The sequence below is a fragment of the Streptomyces buecherae genome, assembly GCF_014295035.1.
Classification (GTDB): domain Bacteria; phylum Actinomycetota; class Actinomycetes; order Streptomycetales; family Streptomycetaceae; genus Streptomyces; species Streptomyces youssoufiensis.
The window spans coordinates 2,884,100-2,906,402 of sequence record NZ_CP060404.1; the positions used below are offsets into that span (position 1 = coordinate 2,884,100).

At 75.5% G+C, this 22,303-nt stretch carries 17 protein-coding genes; 7 read left to right on the plus strand and 10 right to left on the minus strand.

Annotation, left to right across the window (positions count from 1 at the left end; all coding sequences use genetic code 11):
• Positions 1-86 precede the first annotated feature (86 nt).
• From H7H31_RS34960 to H7H31_RS10580, 9 genes are all read right to left on the minus strand, one after another.
• A complete protein-coding gene (locus H7H31_RS34960) occupies positions 87-2,297 on the minus strand; it encodes a hypothetical protein (RefSeq protein ID WP_187118305.1) in 2,211 nt (736 codons plus the stop codon).
• Positions 2,294-5,110 carry a DUF3492 domain-containing protein gene (locus tag H7H31_RS10545; protein WP_232109780.1) on the minus strand — a complete coding sequence of 939 codons (2,817 nt, stop codon included), beginning with the start codon at positions 5,108-5,110 and terminating at the stop codon, positions 2,294-2,296. The genes H7H31_RS34960 and H7H31_RS10545 overlap by 4 nt, the downstream gene beginning before the upstream one ends.
• Before the next feature lie 152 nt (positions 5,111-5,262).
• Positions 5,263-7,248, minus strand: coding sequence for a dipeptide ABC transporter ATP-binding protein (locus tag H7H31_RS10555; protein WP_232109781.1), 1,986 nt, complete (start codon positions 7,246-7,248; stop codon positions 5,263-5,265).
• A complete protein-coding gene (locus H7H31_RS10560; protein WP_187061598.1) occupies positions 7,245-8,234 on the minus strand; it encodes an ABC transporter permease in 990 nt (329 codons plus the stop codon). The genes H7H31_RS10555 and H7H31_RS10560 overlap by 4 nt, the downstream gene beginning before the upstream one ends.
• Positions 8,231-9,343, minus strand: coding sequence for an ABC transporter permease (locus H7H31_RS10565; RefSeq protein ID WP_187061599.1), 1,113 nt, complete (start codon positions 9,341-9,343; stop codon positions 8,231-8,233). The genes H7H31_RS10560 and H7H31_RS10565 overlap by 4 nt, the downstream gene beginning before the upstream one ends.
• A gap of 58 nt (positions 9,344-9,401) precedes the next feature.
• The gene (locus tag H7H31_RS10570; RefSeq protein ID WP_187061600.1) at positions 9,402-11,123 is read right to left on the minus strand and encodes an ABC transporter substrate-binding protein; all 1,722 of its coding nucleotides are present in this window, start codon (positions 11,121-11,123) and stop codon (positions 9,402-9,404) included.
• Between the two features lie 173 nt (positions 11,124-11,296).
• Positions 11,297-11,416, minus strand: a complete 120-nt coding sequence (locus H7H31_RS34730; RefSeq protein ID WP_372454648.1) for an Ms4533A family Cys-rich leader peptide — start codon at positions 11,414-11,416, stop codon at positions 11,297-11,299.
• A gap of 377 nt (positions 11,417-11,793) precedes the next feature.
• Positions 11,794-13,431 carry a DUF3152 domain-containing protein gene (locus H7H31_RS10575; protein ID WP_232109782.1) on the minus strand — a complete coding sequence of 546 codons (1,638 nt, stop codon included), beginning with the start codon at positions 13,429-13,431 and terminating at the stop codon, positions 11,794-11,796.
• Positions 13,424-14,494 (minus strand): alpha/beta fold hydrolase, encoded by a 1,071-nt coding sequence (locus H7H31_RS10580; protein ID WP_187060740.1) that lies wholly within the window; start codon positions 14,492-14,494, stop codon positions 13,424-13,426. The genes H7H31_RS10575 and H7H31_RS10580 overlap by 8 nt, the downstream gene beginning before the upstream one ends.
• A gap of 307 nt (positions 14,495-14,801) precedes the next feature.
• Here H7H31_RS10580 and H7H31_RS10585 point away from each other — a divergent pair, with 307 nt between their 5' ends.
• The 4 genes from H7H31_RS10585 (at position 14,802) to H7H31_RS10600 (ending at position 16,794) form a co-directional block, all read left to right on the plus strand.
• Positions 14,802-15,068: a hypothetical protein gene (locus H7H31_RS10585; protein ID WP_187060741.1), complete on the plus strand. Its 267-nt coding sequence runs from the start codon at positions 14,802-14,804 to the stop codon at positions 15,066-15,068.
• Between the two features lie 137 nt (positions 15,069-15,205).
• Positions 15,206-15,859 carry a TetR/AcrR family transcriptional regulator gene (locus H7H31_RS10590; RefSeq protein WP_176163944.1) on the plus strand — a complete coding sequence of 218 codons (654 nt, stop codon included), beginning with the start codon at positions 15,206-15,208 and terminating at the stop codon, positions 15,857-15,859.
• A gap of 262 nt (positions 15,860-16,121) precedes the next feature.
• Positions 16,122-16,349, plus strand: a complete 228-nt coding sequence (locus H7H31_RS10595; protein ID WP_187060744.1) for a DUF3107 domain-containing protein — start codon at positions 16,122-16,124, stop codon at positions 16,347-16,349.
• Between the two features lie 175 nt (positions 16,350-16,524).
• Positions 16,525-16,794, plus strand: coding sequence for a hypothetical protein (locus H7H31_RS10600; protein ID WP_187060742.1), 270 nt, complete (start codon positions 16,525-16,527; stop codon positions 16,792-16,794).
• A gap of 127 nt (positions 16,795-16,921) precedes the next feature.
• Here H7H31_RS10600 and H7H31_RS10605 read toward each other — a convergent pair whose 3' ends face one another.
• The gene (locus H7H31_RS10605) at positions 16,922-17,677 is read right to left on the minus strand and encodes a ferritin-like fold-containing protein (protein WP_372455976.1); all 756 of its coding nucleotides are present in this window, start codon (positions 17,675-17,677) and stop codon (positions 16,922-16,924) included.
• A 474-nt stretch (positions 17,678-18,151) separates the two neighbouring features.
• On the opposite strand from H7H31_RS10605, the gene H7H31_RS10610 reads away from it, so the two are divergent.
• From H7H31_RS10610 to H7H31_RS10620, 3 genes are all read left to right on the plus strand, one after another.
• The gene (locus H7H31_RS10610) at positions 18,152-19,876 is read left to right on the plus strand and encodes a DEAD/DEAH box helicase (RefSeq protein ID WP_232109783.1); all 1,725 of its coding nucleotides are present in this window, start codon (positions 18,152-18,154) and stop codon (positions 19,874-19,876) included.
• Between the two features lie 254 nt (positions 19,877-20,130).
• The gene (locus H7H31_RS10615) at positions 20,131-21,051 is read left to right on the plus strand and encodes an alpha/beta fold hydrolase (RefSeq protein ID WP_187060233.1); all 921 of its coding nucleotides are present in this window, start codon (positions 20,131-20,133) and stop codon (positions 21,049-21,051) included.
• 189 nt (positions 21,052-21,240) lie between these two features.
• Positions 21,241-22,278, plus strand: coding sequence for an alcohol dehydrogenase catalytic domain-containing protein (locus tag H7H31_RS10620; RefSeq protein ID WP_187060234.1), 1,038 nt, complete (start codon positions 21,241-21,243; stop codon positions 22,276-22,278).
• Positions 22,279-22,303 lie beyond the last annotated feature (25 nt).

Below are 22,303 nucleotides of genomic sequence, written 5' to 3' on the forward strand. Positions count from 1 at the left end.
GGCCCCGTGGACGGGAGGTGCGGCGGCAGAGGTCGTGGGTCGTGCGCCGGCTTGCGCGGCGCACGCGGTGCCGGCGGCGGTGCGCCCTACGGGGACACGGCCGGGCCACGGGATCGCCGCGCCCAGCCCTCGCACGGCGCGGGGCTGCCCGCGCCGATCTCCCGTGGCACAGCGCCGCGACGGCGGGTGCCGTCGGTCGCCGTGCGCGTGGACGTGGCGTCCCGCACCGGGGTGCGGTGCGCGCCGGTGTCGGGGGCGGCGGGGTGACCGCCCCGGGTGGCTGGGCCCGTGTCGTACGCGCGCGGGCGCGCGCCGGCCGGCGGGTGGGCGTCGGCGGCGTGCGCCCAGGGGCGGGCGAGCGCGCCGAGCGCGTAGGCGCCCAGCACCAACGCGCCGGTGGCGCAGGCGAGCGTGGTCACGGTCGCGGGCCCGCCGACCGCGACCAGGCGCTCGACCGGTCGGGCCAGCCCCGCGCCCCGGGGCGCTTCGGCGGCCAGCGCGGTCGCCACCGCCGCCGCCTCGATCCCGCAGGCCAGGGCGAGCCCGCGGCGCGCGGCGCGGCGGAACCCGTGCGCGGACAGCAGGCGCGCGACGAACAGCAGCAGGCCGAGCGCGCCGGCGGCGAGCGCGGCCCCGGGCCCGAAGCCGGGTCGCGGTCCTAACCCGTGCCACGACAGGGCGCACCAGGCCGCGACGAGCAGCGCGCCGAGCGCGCACCCGAACAGCGCCAGCGCACCAGCGAACGCCCTGCGCGCCCCCGTCGCGAACCCCGCCAACTCCCGGCTCGCCCACAGCGCACGGCGGGTGCGCGCGGCGAACCACCGCGCGCACCAGGCGGCGGGCGGCCACGCGCCGATGAGCGCCGCCACGCCCACCGCGCCGGGCGCGACCTGCCGCCAGTCGTCGGACCCCCGCCACTCGTGGAAGTCGGGCCACCCCTGGAGATCGAGCCAGCCGTGCGGGTCGGGCCACCCGCCGAGGCCCGGAAGGCTCGGGTACGGCGGCTGCCCGGTGCTCCAGCCGGCACCGAGCGCGCCCGCCAGCGCCTCGGTGAGCAGCCAGTTCCCACCCAGCAGGAACCCGAACAGCCAGCACCACCACACCGGCCCGAGCCCCCACCGCCACGGCACGCGCCGAGACCGGCGCGCGGAGGCCGAAGCCGACTTCCCGCGCGCCACGCCGCGCCCCGGCGCACCGCCGCACGCCGCACCGCCCGCGCGCGGGGTGCTCGCGCGGGAGCAGACGAACGGGGCGCCGGCAGGGGGTCGCGCCGGCGAGCCGTACGGCGGGGCCGCGGGCGCGGCGTGCCCGCACGGGGTGTGCTCGAACGGGGCGTACGCGTACGGGGGGTAGGGGTCCGGTGGGTGGGCGTCGGGGGCGTACGCGTACGGGGCGTTCTCGTACGCGTGGGGCGTGGGGTACGGGTACGGGTACGGGTACGGGTACGGGTACGCCGAGGCGACGGGCGGGGTGGCGGGGCCGTACGGGCTGGCGGCGGGTGCGCCGGGGTGGTCGGCCCCGGCGGCTCCGGCGGCTCCGGCGGCCGGCCGTGGTGCTGTGTCGTCCGCCAGTGCGCCGGCGCGTGGCGTTCTGGCGTACAACTCCTCGGCCAGCGAGAACACGTCGCGATGCCGGTAGCGCGCGGCGGAGCGGTCGCCGACCCCGCGCGCCTCAAGCCCCGCGGCGATCTCCCACGGGTCGACGGCCCGCTCGCACAGCTCGCGGTGCTGGTGCAGCAACTGCCGCACCGGATCGACGTACCTCCCGCGCCGCCGCTCCCCCGGCCGCGCCCGCCCGGCGCCCGGGCCCGGGCCCGACGAACCAGCGCCGGCCGACCGCGCGGGGGCGGGCCCCTCGTCGTCCGACGGCGCCTCGATCGACGGCGTCTCGTCAGACGGCGCGCCATCCGACGAGGCGGCCTGCGCACGCCCGAAGGCCGCAGGGGCAGCCGGAGTCGAGGCAGCCGGGGTCGGGGCGGGCGTCACCGAGGCGGGCGGGCCGTCGTCGGTCGGGTCGGTGGGGTGGGGGCGTGGGCCGAGGGGGGCCGGGTGGCGGGGCGCCGAAGCGGACGGTTCCGCATCGGCCGGCCCGCCTCGCCCGCCGGGGGTGCGCACCTCCCGCGTGGTCTCGGCCGTCGCGCGAGGCTCCGCAGCGCCGGCCAGCGGGGCGGGACCGGCGTGGTGCGGGGGACGCGGGTCGGGTTCGGGCGCGGTCGGGACGGCGGGCGTCGGGCCGGTGGCGGCGGCGCTGGCCGGGGGCGGGGGCGGGGTGTCGGGGGCCCGCTCGGGCGGCGTCATGCCTCGGCCCCCTTTCGCTTTCTCGATCGGCCCCGCGGCGCCTCAGCCGCCTCGGCACGGGGCGCGCCCGCGCACGCCGTCAGCGGCGGGGCCGCGTCGGGTCGCCTCGCCCAGCCCGGCGCGGCGCGCCCCGCTGCCTCGCGCGCCGGCGCGCGACCCGCGCGGTCCAGCGCCGTCCAGTGGCCCGGCACGTGTGCCTCCGCGGGGTGGGCGAACGGCAACGGGCCGCCGTCGGCGCTCACTTCCGCATCGGCGCGGCGCACCGGGGCGTGCGACATCAGCTCCAGGTAGAGGCCGCGGAACACCGCGGCGTTGTGCTCGGCGTCGAAGAGTTCCAGCGCCCGGGACCGGGCGGCGGCGCCGAGACGCTCCCGGCGCACGCCGTCGCGCAGCAGCGTCAGACACGCCGCCGCCAGCGCGCGCGGGTTGCGCGGCGGCACCAGCAGTCCGGTGTCCCCCACCACCTCGGCCACCGCGCCGACGTCCGTCGAGACCGTGGCCCGCCCGCGGAGCATCGTTTCGATCAGCCCGACCGGGTCCCCATCGGCCAGGCTCGACCGCACGACGACGCTGGCGGCGGCGTACGTCTCCGGCAGGTTCGGCACGTCCCAGTCGCCCAGCGTCTCGAAGGTGACCGGGCTCCGCCCCGCCGCGTGCGCGTGCGGCGCCTCGTCGGGGAAGAGTTGCGCGGCGAGCGCGGCGCACCGCGTCCGGTAGGCCGCCGCACCGAGCGGCCCGGCGCCGGCCCGGGGCCCGTGGCCGTCGGTCCCGGACCACGGCCCGCGAGCGTCAGAGCCGACCCCGGGAACGCCGGACCACGGCACCACGGCCGCGCGCCGGGCGCACCCGCCGGCGCCGTGGCGCGCACCGGCGCGCGCCGCGCGGCGCCAGGCGCGGCGCGACACGCCCTCCCGGCGTTCCCGCACCACACCGCCGCCGGCCGCCGCCGCACATCCGAGGCCGTTCCGACCGGCCGTCGCGCAGCCGCCGCCGCGCGCCACCACGGCGGCGCAGCCCACGGGCACCGCGCCACCGCGCCCCGGCGGGGCCGCCGCGACCGCCCCGTACGCCGGCACCCCGTACCCCGGTGATCCGCAGCTCACCGGTCCGCACGGCACCGATCCGCACGCCAACCCCTCGTAGCCGAGCGGCCCGTGCGCCGCCGCGTCGCAGGCCGCTCGCCCGTAGGCCAGTGCCAGCGGTGCGGCGGCGTCGAGGTGGGCCGTGTCGAGGTGGGCCGTGTCGGGCGGGCAGGTGGCGAGGGCGCCCGGCACGCCGGGGGCGGCCGGTCCGGTGTCCACGATCCGCAGTCGGGCGCCGGGCTCCGCGCGGCGCACCTCGGCGAACGCGTGCAGCAGCCCGATCAGGTCCCGCGTGGGCTCGATGCGGCCGACCCACAGCAGCGTGCGCCCGTCGTCGGCGTCGGCCGCACAGTCGCCGCCCGCGGCGTCGCCCGCGCCGTCGTCGCCCACGGCGGCGAACCGGCGCGCGTCCAGGCCCGGGTAGACCGTCCGCACCCGCGCCGGGTCGGCGCCGCAGCGCTCCTGCCAGCGCCGGGTGTGCGCGCCGCCGGCCGTGACGAGGTCGGCCCGCGCGTAGACCTCGGCGGTCAACTGGCGGTGGAAGGAGGCGATCAGGGCGCGCACCGGCGCGGAGTGGGAGGCGTGGCCCGGCGGCGACACCGGGTCGGTCGGGTCGGGGACAAGGGGGGTGAGGTAGTGCTCGCGCAGTCGCGAGCCGTGCTCGGTGACCAGCAGCGGCGTGCCGAAGAAGCGCTTGGCCAGCAGCCCCGGCAGCGCGGCGAGCCCGCCCGACGTGGCGTGGCACAGGTCCACGCCGGCCAGGCCGCGCCCCGGCCGCTGGCCCCCGGCCGGGTCGGGACCGCGCCCGGCCCCGTACCAGTCGAGCGAGAGCGGGCGCAGCGCGCGCTCCAGGTAGCGCAGGACGGTGAGCAGGTCGGCGACGCTCGCGCGGTGCGCGTCGCCCATGGCGCCCGGCGCGCGGCAGGCGGCCTCCAGCAGCCGGGCCGCCGCGTCGGAGCGGATCGCCGAGGCCAACCCGCCGCGCTCCCGGGCCAGCTCGGCCAACCCGTAGAGGCCGTCGGCGAAGGTGCGGGAGGGGACGGCGTACCCGCCGGGGCGCTCGGGGGGCGCGTCGGACCCGAGCGGACGTGGGGCGTCGTGCCCCACAGTGGCGAAACGGTCCGCCTGACGCGCGCGGCGCGCCGCCCCCGCACGACCCCGCACCGGCCCCGCCGACCCGGCCCGCACGCCCCCGCCCGCGTCGGCCTCCGGATCGGCGCTCGCCCCGGCCTCCGCCCCGAGCTGCGTGCCGGGTTCCGCACCGAGCTGCGTGCCGGGCTGCGTACGGGCGTCGCCGCCGTCCGCACCACGCGTTAAGGCGTCCGCCCCGACGCCGCACGCGACACCCGTCGCGTCGGTCTCCACCCCCTCGACACCCGCCGCCCCGCCGCCCGGCACGTCGACGGCCGGCGATTCGATGGCCGCCGCGCTGATGGCCCGCGCGAGGCGCCCGAAGTGCTGGGCGAACAGCGCGCGCTCCCGGCGTCGGTAGGGGCGCGCGGGGCCCGGCATCGACGCGTACGGAGGCTCGCCCCACAGCGGCGCGGTGCGCACCCGGCGCACCTGGCTCGGCAGCGGCAGCCAGCCGGCGGCCTCCTGCTCGGCGCTACGGCTGAGCCCGCAGACCTCGAACTCGTGCTGGGCCAGCTCGCGCACGAGCCGGTCGCACCACCGCCGTTCCGCACCGTTCGCGTACGGATAACCACCTTCGGTCAGCAGTCCCACGCGCACGTTCGCACCCCGATCTCCCTGGTAGGCAGCCGCCGTGAGGCAGCGGCAGCACGCTATGCGCGGGGCGGGGCGGCGCGACGGACGGTTGTCCGTCGCGCCACCAGAAGGGGTGAACAGCCGTAACTTTTACGGCCAGTCGGCGTTGCGAGGCGCTATACGACGGCCTCCACCCGCTCGGTCGCCACGGCCTCCACCGGCCGCTCGGCTCCTGCCAGCAGGGGCACCGCCGCCAGCAAGGAACGGGTGTACGGGTGTTGCGGGTCGTCGTACACGGCGTCCGTCTCGCCCTCCTCGACGATCCGGCCACCGCGCATGACGGCGACCCGGTCGCTGACCTGTCGTACGACGGCCAGGTCGTGGGCGATGAAGATCAGCGCGAGGCCCAGCTCGCGCTGGAGGTCGCCGAGCAGCCGCACGATCTGGGCCTGCGTGGTGACGTCGAGCGCGGAGACCGGCTCGTCGCAGACGATGAGCCGGGGCTCGGGCGCCAGCGCCCGCGCGATGCCGACCCGTTGCCGCTGGCCGCCACTGAACTCGTGCGGGTAGCGGTGGTACCAGTCGGGGTCGAGGCCGACCCGTTCCAGCAGCCCGCGCACCCGCGCGACGATCTCCGGCCCGGTCAGCCTCCCCGCGGCGCGCAGCGGGTCGGCGATGGACTCGCCGATGCTGCGGCGCGGGTTCAGGGACGCCACCGGGTCCTGGAAGACCATCTGCAACTCGCTGCGGAACGGGCGCAGTTGGCGCTCGCGCAGCCCGCCGATCTCGCGGCCCCGGTAGCGCAGCGAACCGCCAGACGGCTCCAGCAGGCGGACGATCATCCGGCCCAGGGTCGTCTTGCCGCTGCCGGACTCGCCGACGACGCCCAGCGTCTCGCCGGCGCGCAGCGTCAGCGAGACGTCGTCCACCGCGACCGTGCGGGCCCGCCGCCCGCCGAACTCCCGGCGCAGCCCGGCCACCTCCAACAGCAGTTCGGGCTCCGCCGCTCCGCTCGCCTCCCGGTACGCGGCGGCGGCCGTGGTCGGCGCGGGGCCAGCGAGGCCCCTGCCCGCCGCGTCCGACGCCGCCGCCTTCGGCTCGCCACCGGGGGCGGCCTCGGTGGCGGGCTCGGGCGCCGTCTCGGCGGTGGTCCCCGCCTCGCGCCGGCTCTCCGCCGGCGCGGGGACCGGGACCGGGGCCCGGTCCCCGCATGCCTGCTCGACGCGTGGCACCGCCGCCAGCAGCGCGCGGGTGTACGGCTCGCGCGGGGCGCTGAGCACCGCGTTGACCGGGCCGCGCTCGACCGCCCGGCCCGCGCGCATGACCAGCAGGTCGTCCACGCTGGAGGCGGCGACCCCGAGGTCGTGCGTGACCAAGAGCAGGCCCATGCCCGTCTCGGCCCGCAGTTCGGCGAGGAGCGCGAGGATCTGGGCCTGCACGGTGACGTCGAGCGCCGTGGTGGGCTCGTCGGCGATCAGCAGACGCGGTTCGCACGAGAGCGCCATGGCGATCAGCGCGCGCTGCCGCATGCCGCCGCTGAACTCGTGCGGCCGGGACCGGGAGCGGCGCGCCGCGTCCGGGATGCCGACACGGTCGAGCACCTCGACGGCGCGGGCGCGCGCCGCGCGCCGGGACGCGCCCCGGTGGTGCACCCGGTACACCTCGGCGATCTGGTCGCCGATCGCCAGGTACGGGTCGAGCGAGGACAGCGGGTCCTGGAAGACCATGGCCGCCACCCCGCCGCGTATCCGGCGCAGCGCGGCGTCGTCGGCGGTGAGCACGTCCCGCCCCGCGACCCGTACGACGCCGCTGGCCTGGGCGCCGGTGCCACGGTGCAGGTCGAGCAGGGCGAACGCCACGGTGCTCTTGCCCGATCCGGACTCCCCCACGATGCCGAGCGCGGCGCCCGGCTCCAGCGTGAAGGAGAGCCCGTCCACGGCCCGTACGGTCGCCGCCCCGGCGCCGGGACCGGAGGTCGCGGCGCCGCCGTCCGCCGCCGGGAAACCGACGCTGAGGTCCTCGACCCGCACCAGCGGCTCCGGCGCCGACGCCTGCTCGGGACCGGTCGCGGCCTCGGTCGCGTTCTGCCCGGGCCCGGGCCCGACCCTGGTCGCGTTCCGCTCGGTCGTGACTCCTTCCGGTTCCCACCGTTGTGCGCTCATGTCAGGGTCACCCTCCGGTCGGTTGCCGCGTAGAGAAGGTCGGCGACGATGTTGGCGATGACCACGGCCGCGCCGGTGACCAGCACGACGGCGACCACGACCGGCAGGTCGATGGTCCGCACCGAGTGCACCAGCAACTGGCCGAGCCCCGGCAGTCCGAAGAGCGTCTCGGTGAGCATCGCGCTGCCGAACAGCGACCCGAGGTCGAGCGCGGTCAGCGCGATCACCGGTGGCAGCGCCCCGCGCAGGGCGTGCCGCCCCACGATGGCGCGCTCGGAGACCCCGTAGGCGCGGAAGGTGCGGATGTGGTCGTCGGCCAGCGTCTCCAACAGGGAGCTGCGGGTCAGCCGCGCGTACTTGGCCGACTCGATGAGCGCGAGCGCGGTCCACGGCAGCAGCATGTTCCACGCCCACTGCTCGGGGTTCTCGGTCAGCGGCACGTACGACGGGAAGGGCAGCCAGCGCAGTTGGGCGCAGAAGACCATGAGCAGCAGCAGCCCGATGATGAACACCGGCGTCGCCGTCCCGGCCAGCGTGAACCAGGTCAGCACCCGCTCGGTGATCCCGCCCCGGCGCAGCGCCGAGAGCAGCCCGGTGCCGACGCCGAGGATCAGCCACAGCACCATGGCGCCCAGGGCCAGCGACGCGGTGACGGGCAGCCGCTGCGAGATCAGCTCGGTGACCTGCTGGTCGTTCTGGTACGAGAGGCCGAAGCAGGGGGCGTCGCAGTGCAGGACCGAGGTGCCGGTGGAGAAGTCCTGCCCGACGAAGAGGCCCTGGAGGAAGTGCCAGTAGCGCACCGGAAGCGGGTCGTCGAGGCGGAGTTGGTCGCGGACCTGGGCCAGTTGCTCCGGGTTGCAGCGCGGGCCGCAGGCCAGCTTGGCCGGGTCACCGGGCACGGCGTAGAACATCGCGTACACGACGATCGACAGCACGAACAGCACCAGGACGGCACCGGCCACCCGGCGCAGCAGATACGGGATCATGCCGGGCCTCCCTTCTGGGGCGCGCTGGTCGCGCCGGCCATGTCGGCCGTGTCGGCCGCGCCAGCCCCGCTGACCCGCGCGGACACGCTCGCCCCGCCGGCCTCGTCGACCTTGTTGGCGTTGTCGGCCTTGTTGGCATTACGGGTACGCCGCCTGCCGACGCCGAGCCGGGACGCCTCGCGCGGGTCGAGCGCCACCCGCAGGGCGTCGCCGATGACCGTGAACGCGAGCACGGTGAGGAACAGCAGGCCGGCCGGGAGCAGGACGTAGGCCGGGTCGGCCCGGAACCAGGTCGTCGCCGTCGAGAGCATCTGCCCCCAGGACGGCGTGGGCGGCCGGATGCCGACGCCGAGGAAGGACAGCGCTGCCTCGGCCACGATGTTGCTCGGCAGCAGGATCGCCGAGTAGGTGATGACGGGAGCGGCGAGCGAGGGCAGCAGTTCGCGGCGGGCGACCCGGAAGGGCCCCGAGCCGCCGAGCCGCGCCGCGGCGACGAAGTCGAGCTTCTTGAGCGACAGCGTCTGGGCCCGCACCACGCGGGCCGTGCCGGCCCAGCCGAACAGCGCGATGACCAGGACGAGCAGCAGTGGGCGCGGGAAGTCCGCGGGCACCACGGCCGTCAGCGCGATCACGAACGCCAGCATGGGCAGCGCGATGAACACGTCGCTGACGTGGCTGAGCAGCCCGTCCACGAACCGGCTGCCGAAGCCGGCCGCGATGCCGACGATCACGCCGATCAGCACCTGGAGCAGGGTGGCGCCGACGGCCACCACGAGCGAGACACGGGCCCCGTAGGCGAGGCGGATGAACAGGTCGCGCCCGGTGCCCGGCTCGACGCCGAGCCAGTGCTCGGCGCTGATGCCGCCCCAGGTGCCGGTGGGCACGCCGCCACGGGCCGAGTCCACCAGGTCGTCGTGGTACGTGTTGGGGTCCTGGCCGGTGAGCGCCGACAGCAGCGGCGCGGCCAGGGCGAGCAGGACGAGCAGGGCCAGCCCGGCGCCGGCCACCACGGCGGCCTTGCGCGCCCGCAGCCGCCGCCACACCTGGCGGGCCCCCGAGGCGGGGGCCGGGGCCCCCGCCTGGGTCGTGGCCAACACCTCGCTGGTCACGGGGTCTCCTCGCGGGCCGCGCGGGGCGCGGCCCAGGCGATGGTCGTGCGCACCCGGATCACCGGACCGCGACCTGCGAGACGTCGAGCACGCCGGTCCAGTCGCTGATCACGATGTTCTTGACGTCCTTGCCGTAGAGCCGCTTGTAGACCGGGTGGAACAGCGGCACGGACAGCGCCTGCTCGCCGATCTTCTTGTCCAGCGCGCCCCACCGCTTGGCCGCGGCCTTCAGGTCGGTCAGCTTGTTGATGGCGTCGATCTCGGCGTTGACGGCCTTGTCGTCGAGCTGCGCGTGGTTGTAGTTGGAGCCGTCCTTGACGATCTGGCGGCCGTCGTAGATCGGTGCCAGGAACGGGCCGCCGGCGGGCCAGTCGGCGCCCCAGGCGGAGAGGAAGAAGCCGGGCGCGTCCTTCACGCTCTTGGTCTTCTCGCTGTAGTCGTTGTCCTCCAGGCCCTGGAGCTTGACCGTGATGCCGGCCTTCTTCAGCCCCTCCTGTACGGCGGTGGCCACCTCGGGGCTGGTCGCGAAGTCCTTGACGGTGGAGTGGGTGAGGGTGATCGTCAGCCCGTCCTCGTGACCCGCCTCGGCCAGCAGCTTCCTCGCCTTGGCCGGGTCGCCCGTCTTACCGGCCGGGAAGTGGTCGTAGGGCGTGTATCCGAAGAAGTCGCGCTCGGGCAGGAAGGTGGTGGCCGGCTCGGCGAGCGAGGAGCCGCCCGCCGCGTTGACCACGCTGGTGCGGTTGATGGCGTGGCTGATGGCCTGCCGCACCTTGGGGTTGTCGAACGGCTTGACCTTCGGGTTGAACGCCAGGTAGTTGGTGTACCCGAAGTGCCCGGTGCCGACCCGGCCCGCCAGCTCCTTGTCGCCGCTGACCTGCGCCAGCTCGGCCGGGCCCAGGTTGGTGTCGGTGGTCACCGCGGCGGCGTCGGCCCCGGAGCCGGTGGACAGCCGCTGGTTGATGACGGCCGAGTCGAGCCCGGCCGTGATCTCCACCTTGTCCGGGTAGGCGTGCCGCTCCGCGTCGGTCTTCTCCGACCAGTGCGGGTTGCGCTCCAGCGTCATCCGCTCGCCGTCGCCGACGTTCTTGACCACCTTGTACGGGCCGGAGGAGACCGGGTGGTTCTCGTACGCGGTGCCCTTGTCCTTGTCCCTCGGCACCGGCGCGAACTGGGTCTGCGTCGCCACGAACGGGAAGTCGCCCTCGGGCTTGCGCAGGTGGAAGACGATGGTCTTCTCGTCGGGCGTCTCGATCGAGTCGAGCCCCTTCTTGTCCTTGTACGGGCCCTGGTAGGTGTCGCCGCCGATCAGCCAGTCGCGCAGGTAGGGCGCGCCGCCGGACAGCTCGGCCGCGAACGAGCGCTCGATGCCGTACTTGATGTCCGCCGTGGTGATCTTGCTGCCGTCCTCGTACTTGAGGTCGTCCTTGAGCGTGTACGTCCACACGGTGGCGTTCTTGCTCGGCTTGCCGGTGTCGGTGGCCAGGTCGGGCACGACCTTGGCGCCGGCCGCGCCGTCCTCGCGGTTGCGGGTGGTCAGGGTGCGGAAGACGAGCCCGGGGATGTTGCCGCCGCCCGAGGTGTAGAGCCGGGCCGGGTCGAAGTCCGACTGCGGATGGGAGTTGAGGATGGTGAGCGTGCCGCCCTTCCGCGGCGCGTCGCTCCCGCCCCCCGCGCCCTTGCTGTCACTGTCCTCGGGTCCGCAGGCGGCCACGCCGCCGAGCAGAACGACGCTGACGGCCGCCGCGGCCACGCGGCGGGATATGAGGGGCAGTTGACGCATGACGAAGTACGCCTTTCGCAGCAGGAGGCATCCGGTGCGCGGCGGGCGGAGGCAGGCCCGTCAGTCGACGGGGCGGACCGCCACCGGGCGGATGCGGAATGAGGGAGACGGCGGTGAGGCCGTGAGACGCGCGATGCGGTGCGCGGGCGGGGCGGGCCGGTCCTGAGTCCGCGTCAGGCGGAGGTCAGGTGACGCTGGCCCTGGCGACAGTGGATGTCGGCGACGGCGTGTCCGGTCACGCCAATGAGCGCCAGCTCGAAGCTGGCGATCTCGATGGCAGGACGACGCGACATGCGCAGAAGACTGAACGATTTTTCGCCACCTGGCAAAGATGTCTCATATAAGGAGACGATGAGTATCGCCATGCGGGACGGCCGCGCGCCCGGCCAACGCCGCCCCACGTTCCGCGCAACGCGGCGCGTCGGCGAGCGAAACCCCTGGTGACGGGCGTGGCGGCGGCTCCCCCGACACCGCGCGCGGCTGCCGGAGGCCGTTCCGCCGTGCCACGACGGGCAGCCGCGGAGTGGCCCGCCGGCCCGGTTCGGGGGCCGGTTCGGCGGCCGGAGTCATGGCCCGCTCGCCGCCGCCTCCGTGGCCCTCGGGCGCGGCGCCTCCGCCACGCCCCGGGCTCGGCGCCTCCGCGCGGCGAGCGCCGCGCCCCGCGCCCCCCCTACCGGCCGCGCTCGTCCTTCGCGCCGTCCGGATACGGCCAGGCGTTCACCCGACAGGTGGCGTCGCCCGTGCGCAGCAGCTTGGTCTGCTGCATCATCACCGGCGCCAGCGCCCCGTCGCTCGGGCAGCCCTCGTGGTCCCGGCCGAGCCGGTGCCCCACCTCGTGGTTGATGAGCATCTGCCGGTAGATCGTCGTCTGGTCGTCGCGGAACGTCTTCGCGCCCTGGGCCCACCGATAGGCGTTGATCATGATGCGTTCGGTGGCCGCCGAGTCACACGAGACGTTGTCCTGTGTGATGTCCAGGCCGGACTTGGCGCACCAGGTGGCCGTCGTCCCGGGGCTGGCCAGGCTGATCACGAAGCGCGCCGACCCGGACGAGACCCGCTCGAAGGTGCGCTGACCGCCCCGGCCCCAACTACGCTCGTCGTTCAGCGTCTTGTGTACGGCCTTCGCGAACAGCTCGGCGTCCAGCGGCAGTTCGCCCTCCACGTCCACCCGGTAGCGCACCACCTCACCCCGGCCCGGCGCCTTGTCACGCCCCGGCACGGTGGTGAACTTGCCGGGCCCCTTCAGCTTCGGGTCCAGCGGGTACTTGGTCGCCAACTTCTCCTCGTACGAGGGCGGGGGCGGCGGCGGGGCCGGTGTGGGGCGCCCGTCCGAGCGCGACGCCTCGCCGCTCTCGGCGCGCTCCGTGGCGCCGCTGGGCTGGGTCGCGTCGCTGTCCTGCGAGTCGGCGGTCACCTGGCCGGCCACCACCACCGCGAGCACGGTGGTCACCGCCGCTGCGGCGATCCCGGTGAACGTGCGGCCCCTGCCGCCGGCCGGCGGCGCGGCGCGCCCGGCCCGTCCACGGTCGGGCCGCCCCGTGTCGTCGCCACCGCCCGCCGAGCCGCCGGCGGCCGGCTCCCTCGGCTCCTTGCCCTCCGCCTCGTCGTCTCGCGCACGCGCCGGCGCGCCCGCCTCCTGGTCGCCCCCGGCCGGAGGCACGGCCTGTCTGGCCGAGGGCACGGCCGCGGCCGGGCCGCGCCGGCGCCGCGCCGCTCCCGTGTCGCCGGCCTCGCCGGCGCCGGGCCCGTCGAACGCCTCCAGGTACTCCCGGCGCGGCCCGGGAATGCCGCCGCGCCCCGGCGCGCGCCCCGCGCCCGCCGGATCGGCGCCTGCCGCACTCCGACCGCCCGCCCCGCGACCGGCCGCACCCCGACCGTCCGGGCCCCGACCGGCCCGCCGCCGCGCAGAGCCGCCCAGCGCGCCCCAGCCGCCGCCGGCCTCGCGCTGCTCGGGATGGCCACCGGGGCCACCGCCGACCGGGGCACCCTCGTGCGGCGGGGTGGCGGCCGGCTGGCCCGGTCTCTGCGGGCGAGGAGCGCCGACGCGCGGCACGCCACGGGCCGGAGTGCCGTCGCCGATGCCATGGGCCGGCGTGCCGTCGACGTACGGGACGCCGTGCGCCGGGGTGTCCGCGGAGGCCGGCGCGCCGCGCGGCGCGCCCTCGCCGGTCGCGGGGGCCACGGCGGCCTGCGGGAACGTCTCTCCGTACCCCCCGGGCGCGGCCGGGGGCGGGCCGGGTTCGCCGGTGCCGCTGCCGCCGGAGCGCCCGTCGCGGGGTCGCGGGCCGCGCGCGCTGTGCCTACCCACGCGCCGCAGCGCCCCTGCTCGCGCCCTGCTCCGCGGCGGGCCCGGTGGGCCGCGCCGGGCGCCGGCCCGGGGCGCCCTCGGCTTCGTCAGACTCCACGGGCTCCACCTTCGCGCGCAGTTCGAGGTCGTTCAGCAGTTCACGGAAGGCTCGCGCCACCGCTTCGGGGTACTCCATCATCGCGACGTGTCCCGCGTCGAGGAGGGTCAGCAGCCGGGCGTCCCGGAACGCGGCCTGCGCGCGCCGGGCCATCCGCAGCGAGATGAGCTGGTCCCGCATGCCGTACACCAGCAGTGTCGGCGCGAGCACCCGCTCCACCTGCCGCCACAGCGAGTGCTGGCCACCCAGGGTGTACGAGTCGACCACGCCGCGCGCCGAGCGCGCCAGCACGTCCCAGAAGTACGGCAGGGCCAGCCGTCGCTCGAACTCGGCGACGGCGGCGGCCAGGTGTTGCGGGTCCACCCGCGTGGGATCGCCGTAACACAGCGCCAACAGCTCGTGGGTGCGCCGCTCGGCCGTCCAGTCCCTGGTCAGGCGGCGGAAGAGGCGGGTGACGCCCGGCACCGCGAGCAGCGCGGTGGGCAGCGCCGTGCGCTGGGGCGGCACCTCGGGCAGCGCGGGCGAGACGAGGGTGACCGTGCGCACCAGGTCGGGCCGCGCGGCGGCGACCCGGGTGACGACCGCGCCGCCCATCGAGTTGCCGAACAGGTGCACCGGACCGCGCCCGCCCGCCTCGATGAGGCGGACCACGGCCCGGGCATGGCTCGCCAGCGAGTACGTACCGTCCTCGGGCGGCGGCGAGAAACCGAACCCGGGCAGGTCCACGGCCTCGCCGTCCACCACGTCCGTCAACTGGGCCATCAGCAGCGACCAGTTGTCGGAGGAGCCGCCGAGGCCGTGCACGAACAGGGCCGGCGGCAGGTCCGCGCGGTCGGGCGCCCGGGAGCGCACCGCCAGCGTGTACCCGGCCAGCCGCACCTCGCGCAGCCGCTCTCCGGGACGGGCCGGCTCGCCCGGCACCGACGCGGGCACACTGCACGGCCTTGGCGAGTCGGTGGAAGACATGGAGCAATGTTACGAGACGATCACGTGGCACGTTCGTGTGTTCGCCATCACGGGTACGAACGACCACGTCATTCGCCATTTCCCTGACTTCTCCTTACGCCTCCCTATCTCCTTGTCCGGCCCCATCCGCCTGACCCGCCCCGCACACCCCTCCCGTACCGCTCCGGACCGCGTGCGTGCGGGCGCCGCGATGCGGGAGCTTCGCCGTGGGAGTGCGCCGGGTCGCGCGCGGTGGCGGCGCATAGCGCGCGACAGAGACCCCTCGTAGGCTCGTATAGAGGGCGCTCGCCCTGGAAAGGGGAGCCATATGCCCATCGAGCCCATTGATCCGACCGATCTGACCGAGCCCATCGATCCCACCGATCCGGAGCACTTTCCCGACGAGGAGCCCACCACGGACACCGACGGCGACCGCAGCGTCGAGGCACCCGAGGCGGACAGCGCGGAGCAGCGCGCCGCCCTCGCACCCGACCGGGACGAGCAGCCCATCGACCTCGACCCGACGACGGCGAACCCCGCCGATGTCGCCGAGCAGCACCGGATCGTGGAGACCGACGAAGAGGACTACCGATGATCCATCCCTTTTGTCGGCTTCCCCCGGTGCCCGGTCCGTGAAATTCTCCGCACGGGCCGCGCGCGCCTCGGTTACCCAAAAGTACGATGGCGGGCGCGGTGAACACCGTGCACGGAACGACCCACCTGGGAGGCGGCGTGACAGCCATCGAGCAGACCGAGGCGCGCCCACGAGGCACGCGCCTGCCGCGCCGAGCCCGACGTCATCAGCTCCTGGGCGCCGCCCAGGAGGTCTTCGTCGCGCAGGGCTACCACGCCGCGGCGATGGACGACATCGCCGAGCGCGCCGGAGTCAGCAAGCCGGTGCTCTACCAGCACTTCCCTGGCAAGCTCGACCTCTACCTGGCCCTGCTGGACCAGCACTGTGAGGCGCTGCTGCAGGCGGTGCGCACCGCGCTCGCCTCGACGACCGACAACAAGCTGCGCGTCACGGCGACGATGGACGCGTACTTCGCCTACGTCGAGGCCGAGGGCGGCGCCTTCCGCCTCGTCTTCGAGTCCGACCTGACCAACGAGCCCGCGGTGCGCGAGCGCGTGGACCGGGTCTCGCTCCAGTGCGCCGAGGCGATCTCCGAGGTGATCGCCGAGGACACCGGGCTGCCGTCCGAGCAGTCCATGCTGCTGGCCGTCGCGCTCGGCGGCGTCTCGCAGGTCGTCGCGCGCTACTGGCTCTCCAGCGAGAGCGACATCCCGCGCGACACCGCGGTGCAGCTCGTGACCTCGCTGGCCTGGCGGGGCATCGCGGGCTTCCCGCTGCACGGCGCGGACGGCCAGGGCCCGGAAGCGGACTAGCCCCACCGTCCCGCAGCCCGCCGGCCCGGCCGGCGGGCCCGCCTCACCGCCGCGACATACGCCCGCCCGGCCCGCCAACGCCGGCGGCCGGGCGGGCGTCGCGCACGCGCCGGGCCGCCCGCGCGCCCGCGCGCGACGGTGATCGTCCACGGACCCCCGGACCCGCCGCGCGTTGCGGCTAATGTGTCCGTACGGCGCGGGAACCGCGCACCTCCCCTGGCCGGTGGCCAGGGGTAACCCGGACCGTCGGAGGGACATGGCCGTGGAGGTCAAGATCGGCGTGCAGCACGCGCCTCGCGAGATCGTCTTGGAGAGCGAGCAGTCTGCCGAGGAGGTGGAGCGCGCCGTTGCGGACGCGCTCGGTGGCAAGGCGCAGTTGCTGAGCCTGGTGGACGAGCACGGCCGCAAGGTCCTGGTTCCGGCCGACCGGCTCGCCTACGTGGAGATCGGTGAGCAGTCGACCCGCAAGGTCGGTTTCAGCGCGCTCTGAGACTCGGGCTCGACTCTTCCGGCCTTCGGGCCGCGGCAGACGACGGCGGGGTCGGTGGATCAGTCCACCGACCCCGCCGTCGATGTGTCGACAAAGATTGTCGCCGGCGCGCGCAGGGTAGTACGGCTAGGACCGATTTGCGACTGCTCAACGGCATGCGCGGGAGGAAAAGCACATGATCCTGGAAGCGCTCGGTTCGATTCTGATCGGCCTCGCCGTCGCCGTCGCGGCGCTCCGCTGGTTGCCGCGACAACTGCCGGCGACCCCGCTGGTCCTGTCCACCGGTCCCGGCGCCGCGCTGTTCGGCGCCCTGCTCGGACACTCGGTGCTCGGCGACGGTCACCCCACGGCGACCCTGACGACCTCGCTGATCATGGCCGTCGCCCTGCTGTCGCTCCTCGTCCGCCGCCCCAGCAGGCGGCTGCACCGCTCCGCGGCTGCCTGAGGAGCCGGCGGCACCAGAGCCCGACGGTCCAGCCCGACGACCACCCGACCCCGACACACACGCCGCGCGCCCCGGCCCCACGGCCGGGGCGCGCCGCTGTGCGGCCGGGCCCCTCACAGGCCGGGAGTCAGGCCGAAAGGCCGAGCGCGGCCATCCGCTTGGTGTGCGCCTCGGTGATCCGCGAGAACATCCGGCCGACCTCGGCCAGGTCGAAGCCGTCGGCCACGCCGCCCACCAGCATCGTGGACAGCGCGTCCCGGTCGGCGACCACCCGCTGCGCCTGCGAGAGCGCCTCGCCCATCAGCCGCCGCGCCCACAGCGCCAGCCGCCCGCCGACCCGCGGGTCGGCCTTGATGGCGGCGCGCACCTTCTCCACCGCGAAGGACGCGTGCCCGGTGTCGTCCAGCACCTGGAGCACCAGGTCGCGGGTGTCGGTGTCGAGGCGGGTGGCCACCTCGCGGTAGAAGTCGCTGGCGATCGAGTCGCCGACGTACGCCTTGACCAGGCCCTCAAGCCAGTCCGAGGGCGCCGTCTGGCGGTGGAACTCGTCCAGCGCGGCGGCGAAGGGCTCCATGGCCTCGTTCGGCTCCGCCTCGATCGCCGCGATCCGGTTCCGCAACCGCTCGAAGTGGTGGAACTCGGCCGACGCCATCTTCGCCAGCTCCGCCTTGTCGTCGATGGTCGGCGCGAGCTTGGCGTCCTCCGCGAGCCGTTCGAAGGCGGCCAGCTCGCCGTAGGCGAGGGCGCCGAGCAGGTCGATGACCGCGGCCCGGTACTGCGGCTCAGCGGACGCCTGCGCCCAGTCCTGGGCGGCGATTCCGGTGCTCTCGGGGGCGTCGTCGGGCGTGCTGTCAGCGGCGTTGGGCGTCTCCATGACGCGCACAATAGTCCGCCTGGGGGCACGCGGAAGCCCCTGGTCAGCCCCGGCGGCCCCGGGCGGTCCCGAGTGTGTTCATCGTCGCACTCAAACAAGCCTCCGGATGGAGCGCCGTATCCGGGGTACAGTGGTAAGGAGCCCGCCCATTATCGGCGGGTCGTTCCACGCATGCGGATGCCCGGTCGGTGGCCCGATCGGCTCCAAATCGACCGCCCTCCACGCGGCGCGTATGAGACATACGTACGGCGAGAGGGAAACGCTCGCGGTGTGCGCGCCTGAGCGGAGGCAGTGGTCCCGCGCCATCCGGCCCGTCCCCGGTCGGCCAAGTACCCGGTGCGGTACGACCCCCTTCGCCGCCTCGCGCCGCGTCTCACAGAAGAGGCAAGCATCCTGTCTACGTTTAGAGAACTCGGGATTCTCCCCGAGACCGCCGAGGCCCTCGAGGCCGTCGGCATCACGTCCCCCTTCCCCATCCAGGAGATGACGCTCCCGGTGGCCCTCAGCGGCTCCGACGTCATCGGCCAGGCCAAGACCGGCACCGGCAAGACGCTCGGCTTCGGTCTCCCCCTGTTGGAGCGGGTCACCGTGCCCGCCGACGTCGAGGCCGGCCGGGCCACGCCCGACCAGCTCTCCGACGCCCCGCAGGCGCTCGTGGTCGTCCCCACCCGCGAGCTGTGCCAGCAGGTCACCAACGACCTGCTGACCGCCGGCAAGGTACGGAACGTGCGCGTCCTGTCGATCTACGGCGGCCGGGCCTACGAGCCCCAGGTCGAGGCGCTCAGGAAGGGCGTCGACGTGATCGTCGGCACCCCGGGCCGCCTGCTCGACCTGGCCGGACAGAAGAAGCTGGACCTCTCCAAGATCCGCGGCCTCGTCCTCGACGAGGCCGACGAGATGTTGGACCTGGGCTTCCTGCCCGACGTCGAGAAGATCATCCAGTTCCTGCCGGCACGTCGGCAGACCATGCTGTTCTCGGCCACCATGCCGGGCGCGGTGATCTCACTCGCGCGCCGCTACATGTCGCAGCCCACGCACATCAGCGCCACCTCGCCGGACGACGCGGGCCAGACGGTCGCCAACATCACGCAGCACGTCTTCCGCGCCCACTCCATGGACAAGCCGGAGCTGGTCTCGCGCATCCTGCAGGCCGACGGCCGCGGTCTGGCGATGATCTTCTGCCGTACCAAGCGCACCGCCGCCGACATCGCCGAGCAGCTCGCGCGCCGGGGCTTCGCCTCCGGTGCCGTCCACGGCGACCTCGGCCAGGGCGCGCGCGAGCAGGCGCTGCGCGCCTTCCGCAACGGCAAGGTCGACGTCCTGGTCTGCACCGACGTCGCGGCCCGCGGCATCGACGTCGAGGGCGTGACCCACGTCGTCAACTACCAGTCCCCCGAGGACGAGAAGACCTACCTGCACCGCATCGGCCGCACCGGTCGCGCGGGCAACTCGGGCATCGCGATCACCCTGGTGGACTGGGACGACATCCCCCGCTGGAAGCTGATCAACAAGGCGCTCGACCTGCCGTTCGACGAGCCCGAGGAGACGTACTCCACCTCGGAGCACCTCTACGAGCTGCTGTCCATCCCGACCGGTACCAAGGGCATACTGCCGCGAGCCGAGCGCACCAGGGCCGGCCTCGCCGCCGAGGAGGTCGAGGACCTCGGCGAGACCGGCGGCCGGGCCGCGCGTGGTCGCAAGCCCGCCGCCGCCCCGGTGGAGCGCGAGCGCCCGGCGCGTACCCGCCCGCCGCGCCAGCGCCGGCGCACCCGCGGCGGCCAGGACCTGGACGGCACGGCCGACGCCGCGACGGCCACCACCGAGGCCACGACCCCGACCACGGCCAAGGCCAGCGACGCGCTGGACGCGGCCGACGGCACCGCCGCCACCGCCGAGCCGGGCGTCGCGCGCCAGCCGCGCCGCCGCCGGCGCACCCGCTCCGGGGCCGCCGAGGCCAAGCCGGTGACGGACGTCGCGTCCGAGGCCGGCGCGCCCGCCAGCGCCGCTGACGCCGAGGCCAGCGCCCCGGCGAAGCGGTCGCGCCCGGCCCGCAAGTCCGCCGCGGCCCGTACCGCCACGGTCGCCACCGGCGAGGCCGGCGCGCACGAGGCGGGTGGCGCCGAGGCCGGCGAGGCTTCGGCCAAGCCGCGCCGCCGCCGTACCCGCAGCCGCACCGCGGCCGGCTCCGAGGCCACTCAGGAGAGCTGACCCGCGCCGCCCAGCACGGCACCGAGGCCGAGGGCCCGACGACGCCACCCAGCGTCTCGGGCCCTCGGCCTTCGCGCTGCCCGCGCGCCCACCCCGCGCCCGGCCGGCCAGCCCGGGCCGCCACCCCGCCCCGGCGCCGCGCCCCGGGCGCGCGGGGAACGGCGGGCGCCGGGGCGCCCGCGGCGGGTCGAACGCCTGGCGACGAGCCCGTTGCCGGCCGGCCGACGTCGCCGCCTCGGGTTAGCCTCGACCGCATGAGCAGGCCGCCCCACCTCGACCTCCCGCCGCGCGCCCAGGCGTACGCCCTCCCCACCGAGCGGGGCGCCTTCGCCGTGCACGACGCGCTCCCCGAGGGGGCCACGGTCGGGACCGCGCTGCTGTTGCCGGGCTTCACCGGCAGCAAGGAGGACTTCATCACGCTGCTCGCGCCGCTGAGCGAGGCCGGGTTCCGGGTGGTGGCCGTGGACGGCCGCGGGCAGCACGAGAGCGACGGCCCGGCCGACGAGTCGGCGTACGCGCGCGCGGAGTTGGTCCGGGACGTGCTCGCGCAGGCCGCGGCGGTCGGCGACGGCCGCCCCGTACACCTGCTCGGACACTCGCTGGGCGGCCTCATCGCCCGCTCCGCGGTGCTGCGCGAACCGGCCGCGTTCGCCTCGCTCACGCTGATGAGCGTGGGCCCTGGCGCCGTGGCCGAGAGCCAGCAGGCCAGGTTGCGGCTGCTGACCGAGGCGCTGGCGGCGTGGGAGATGCCCGAGGTGTGGCGGGCGATGCGGCAGCTCGACCCGCCGGAGGCCGCCGACGCGAGCGAGCCGGCGGTCGTACGGGAGTTCCTCCAGCGCCGCTGGCTGGCCACGCGCCGGGAGCAACTGACGTGCACCGCACGGCAGTTGATGACCGAGGAGGACCGCGTGGCGGAGCTGGCCGAGGTGGCGTTGCCGATGCACGTGCTGTCCGGCGCCGTCGACTACGTCTGGCCCGTGTCGCGGATGGACGCGATGGCGGCCAGGCTCGGGGCCCACCGCACCGTGATCGCCGGCGCGGAGCACTCGCCCGCGGTGGACCGGCCGGCCGAGACGGCCCGCGCCCTGATCGCCTTCTGGCGCGCGGCGGGCCCGCGCCCCGGCGACCGCGCGCCGGGCACCGCCCGGCCGAGCCCGCGCACGCCCGCGCCCTGAGCGGCCCGCGACCCGACTGCCAATCCGCCAATATTCCCGCTCTGACCAGCGGAAATCCGTCGCCACCAGGGCCTGACCGCGACGGTTGCGGACGGCGGTCCCGGCAGGTCACGCTTCATGACGCTCCGTGTACCGCGGGGTTACAGGACTCGTCGTCCCCGATGACCCGGTAGAAAGCGAGAGGTCCCGATGCGGGCAGCGTTCATGTACGAGGCCGGAGACCTGCGTGTCCTGGACGCGCCGGACCCGGTGATCGAGCAGCCAACCGACGCGGTCGTGCGCATCCTGCGCTCCTGCGTGTGCGGCACCGACCTGCACCCCTACCACTCCATGACCACCGACGAGGCGCCCCGGGCGATGGGCCACGAGTTCATCGGCCTCGTCGAGGAACTCGGCTCCGAGGTCTCCGGCTTCCGCCGCGGCGACCTGGTGGTCTCCCCGTTCTTCTTCGCCGACAACACCTGCGAGTACTGCCGCGCCGGTCTGCACACCGCCTGCCCGAACGGCGGCTGGTACAGCGCGGACGGCATGGGCGGCGCCCAGGCCGAGGCCGTGCGCGTCCCGCAGGCCCAGGGCACGCTGGTGAGGCTGCCGGCCGACGCGGACGACGCGCTGCTCTCGTCGCTGCTGACCCTCGCCGACGTGTACGGCACCGGCTACCACGCCGCCAAGCAGGCCGGCGTGCGCCCCGGCGACGCGGTCACGGTGATCGGCGACGGCGCGGTCGGCCTGCTCGCCGTCCTGTCGGCCAGGCAACTCGGCGCGGAGCGGATCATCCTGATGGGCCGCCACAAGGACCGCACCGACATCGGCCGCCTCTTCGGCGCCACCGACGTCGTCCCCGAGCGCGGCGAGGAGGGCATCGCCACGGTCCGCGAGCTGACCGGCGGCCACGGAACGCGCGCCGTCCTGGAGGCCGTCGGGCACCTGCCGGCGTACGAGATGGCCGTCGGCGCCGTGCGCGCCGGCGGCGTGATCAGCCGGGTCGGCGTGCCGCAGTACGAGCAGGCGCCGATCGGCTTCGACAGCCTGTTCGGCGCGAACGTCACGCTGACCGGCGGGCCCGCGCCGGTGCGCGCCTACATCGACGCGCTGCTGCCCGGCGTGCTGGACGGCACGGTCGACCCCGGCCGCGTCTTCGACCGCACCCTGTCTCTTGAGGAGACCCCCGAGGGGTACCGGGCGATGGACCGGCGCGAGGCGCTGAAGGTCATGATCACCCTCTGAGCCACCGGCGCGGGCGCCGGCGCGC

Excerpts from the sequence above, each read along its gene's own strand:
- H7H31_RS34960 (WP_187118305.1), bottom strand. The coding sequence starts at position 2,297 with ATGACGCCGCCCGAGCGGGCCCCCGACACCCCGCCCCCGCCCCCGGCC.
- H7H31_RS10555 (WP_232109781.1), bottom strand. The coding sequence starts at position 7,248 with ATGAGCGCACAACGGTGGGAACCGGAAGGAGTCACGACCGAGCGGAAC.
- H7H31_RS10560 (WP_187061598.1), bottom strand. The coding sequence starts at position 8,234 with ATGATCCCGTATCTGCTGCGCCGGGTGGCCGGTGCCGTCCTGGTGCTG.
- H7H31_RS10570 (WP_187061600.1), bottom strand. The coding sequence starts at position 11,123 with ATGCGTCAACTGCCCCTCATATCCCGCCGCGTGGCCGCGGCGGCCGTC.
- H7H31_RS34730 (WP_372454648.1), bottom strand. The coding sequence starts at position 11,416 with ATGTCGCGTCGTCCTGCCATCGAGATCGCCAGCTTCGAGCTGGCGCTC.
- H7H31_RS10580 (WP_187060740.1), bottom strand. The coding sequence starts at position 14,494 with ATGTCTTCCACCGACTCGCCAAGGCCGTGCAGTGTGCCCGCGTCGGTG.
- H7H31_RS10585 (WP_187060741.1), top strand. The coding sequence starts at position 14,802 with ATGCCCATCGAGCCCATTGATCCGACCGATCTGACCGAGCCCATCGAT.
- H7H31_RS10600 (WP_187060742.1), top strand. The coding sequence starts at position 16,525 with ATGATCCTGGAAGCGCTCGGTTCGATTCTGATCGGCCTCGCCGTCGCC.
- H7H31_RS10610 (WP_232109783.1), top strand. The coding sequence starts at position 18,152 with ATGACGCTCCCGGTGGCCCTCAGCGGCTCCGACGTCATCGGCCAGGCC.
- H7H31_RS10615 (WP_187060233.1), top strand. The coding sequence starts at position 20,131 with ATGAGCAGGCCGCCCCACCTCGACCTCCCGCCGCGCGCCCAGGCGTAC.
- H7H31_RS10620 (WP_187060234.1), top strand. The coding sequence starts at position 21,241 with ATGCGGGCAGCGTTCATGTACGAGGCCGGAGACCTGCGTGTCCTGGAC.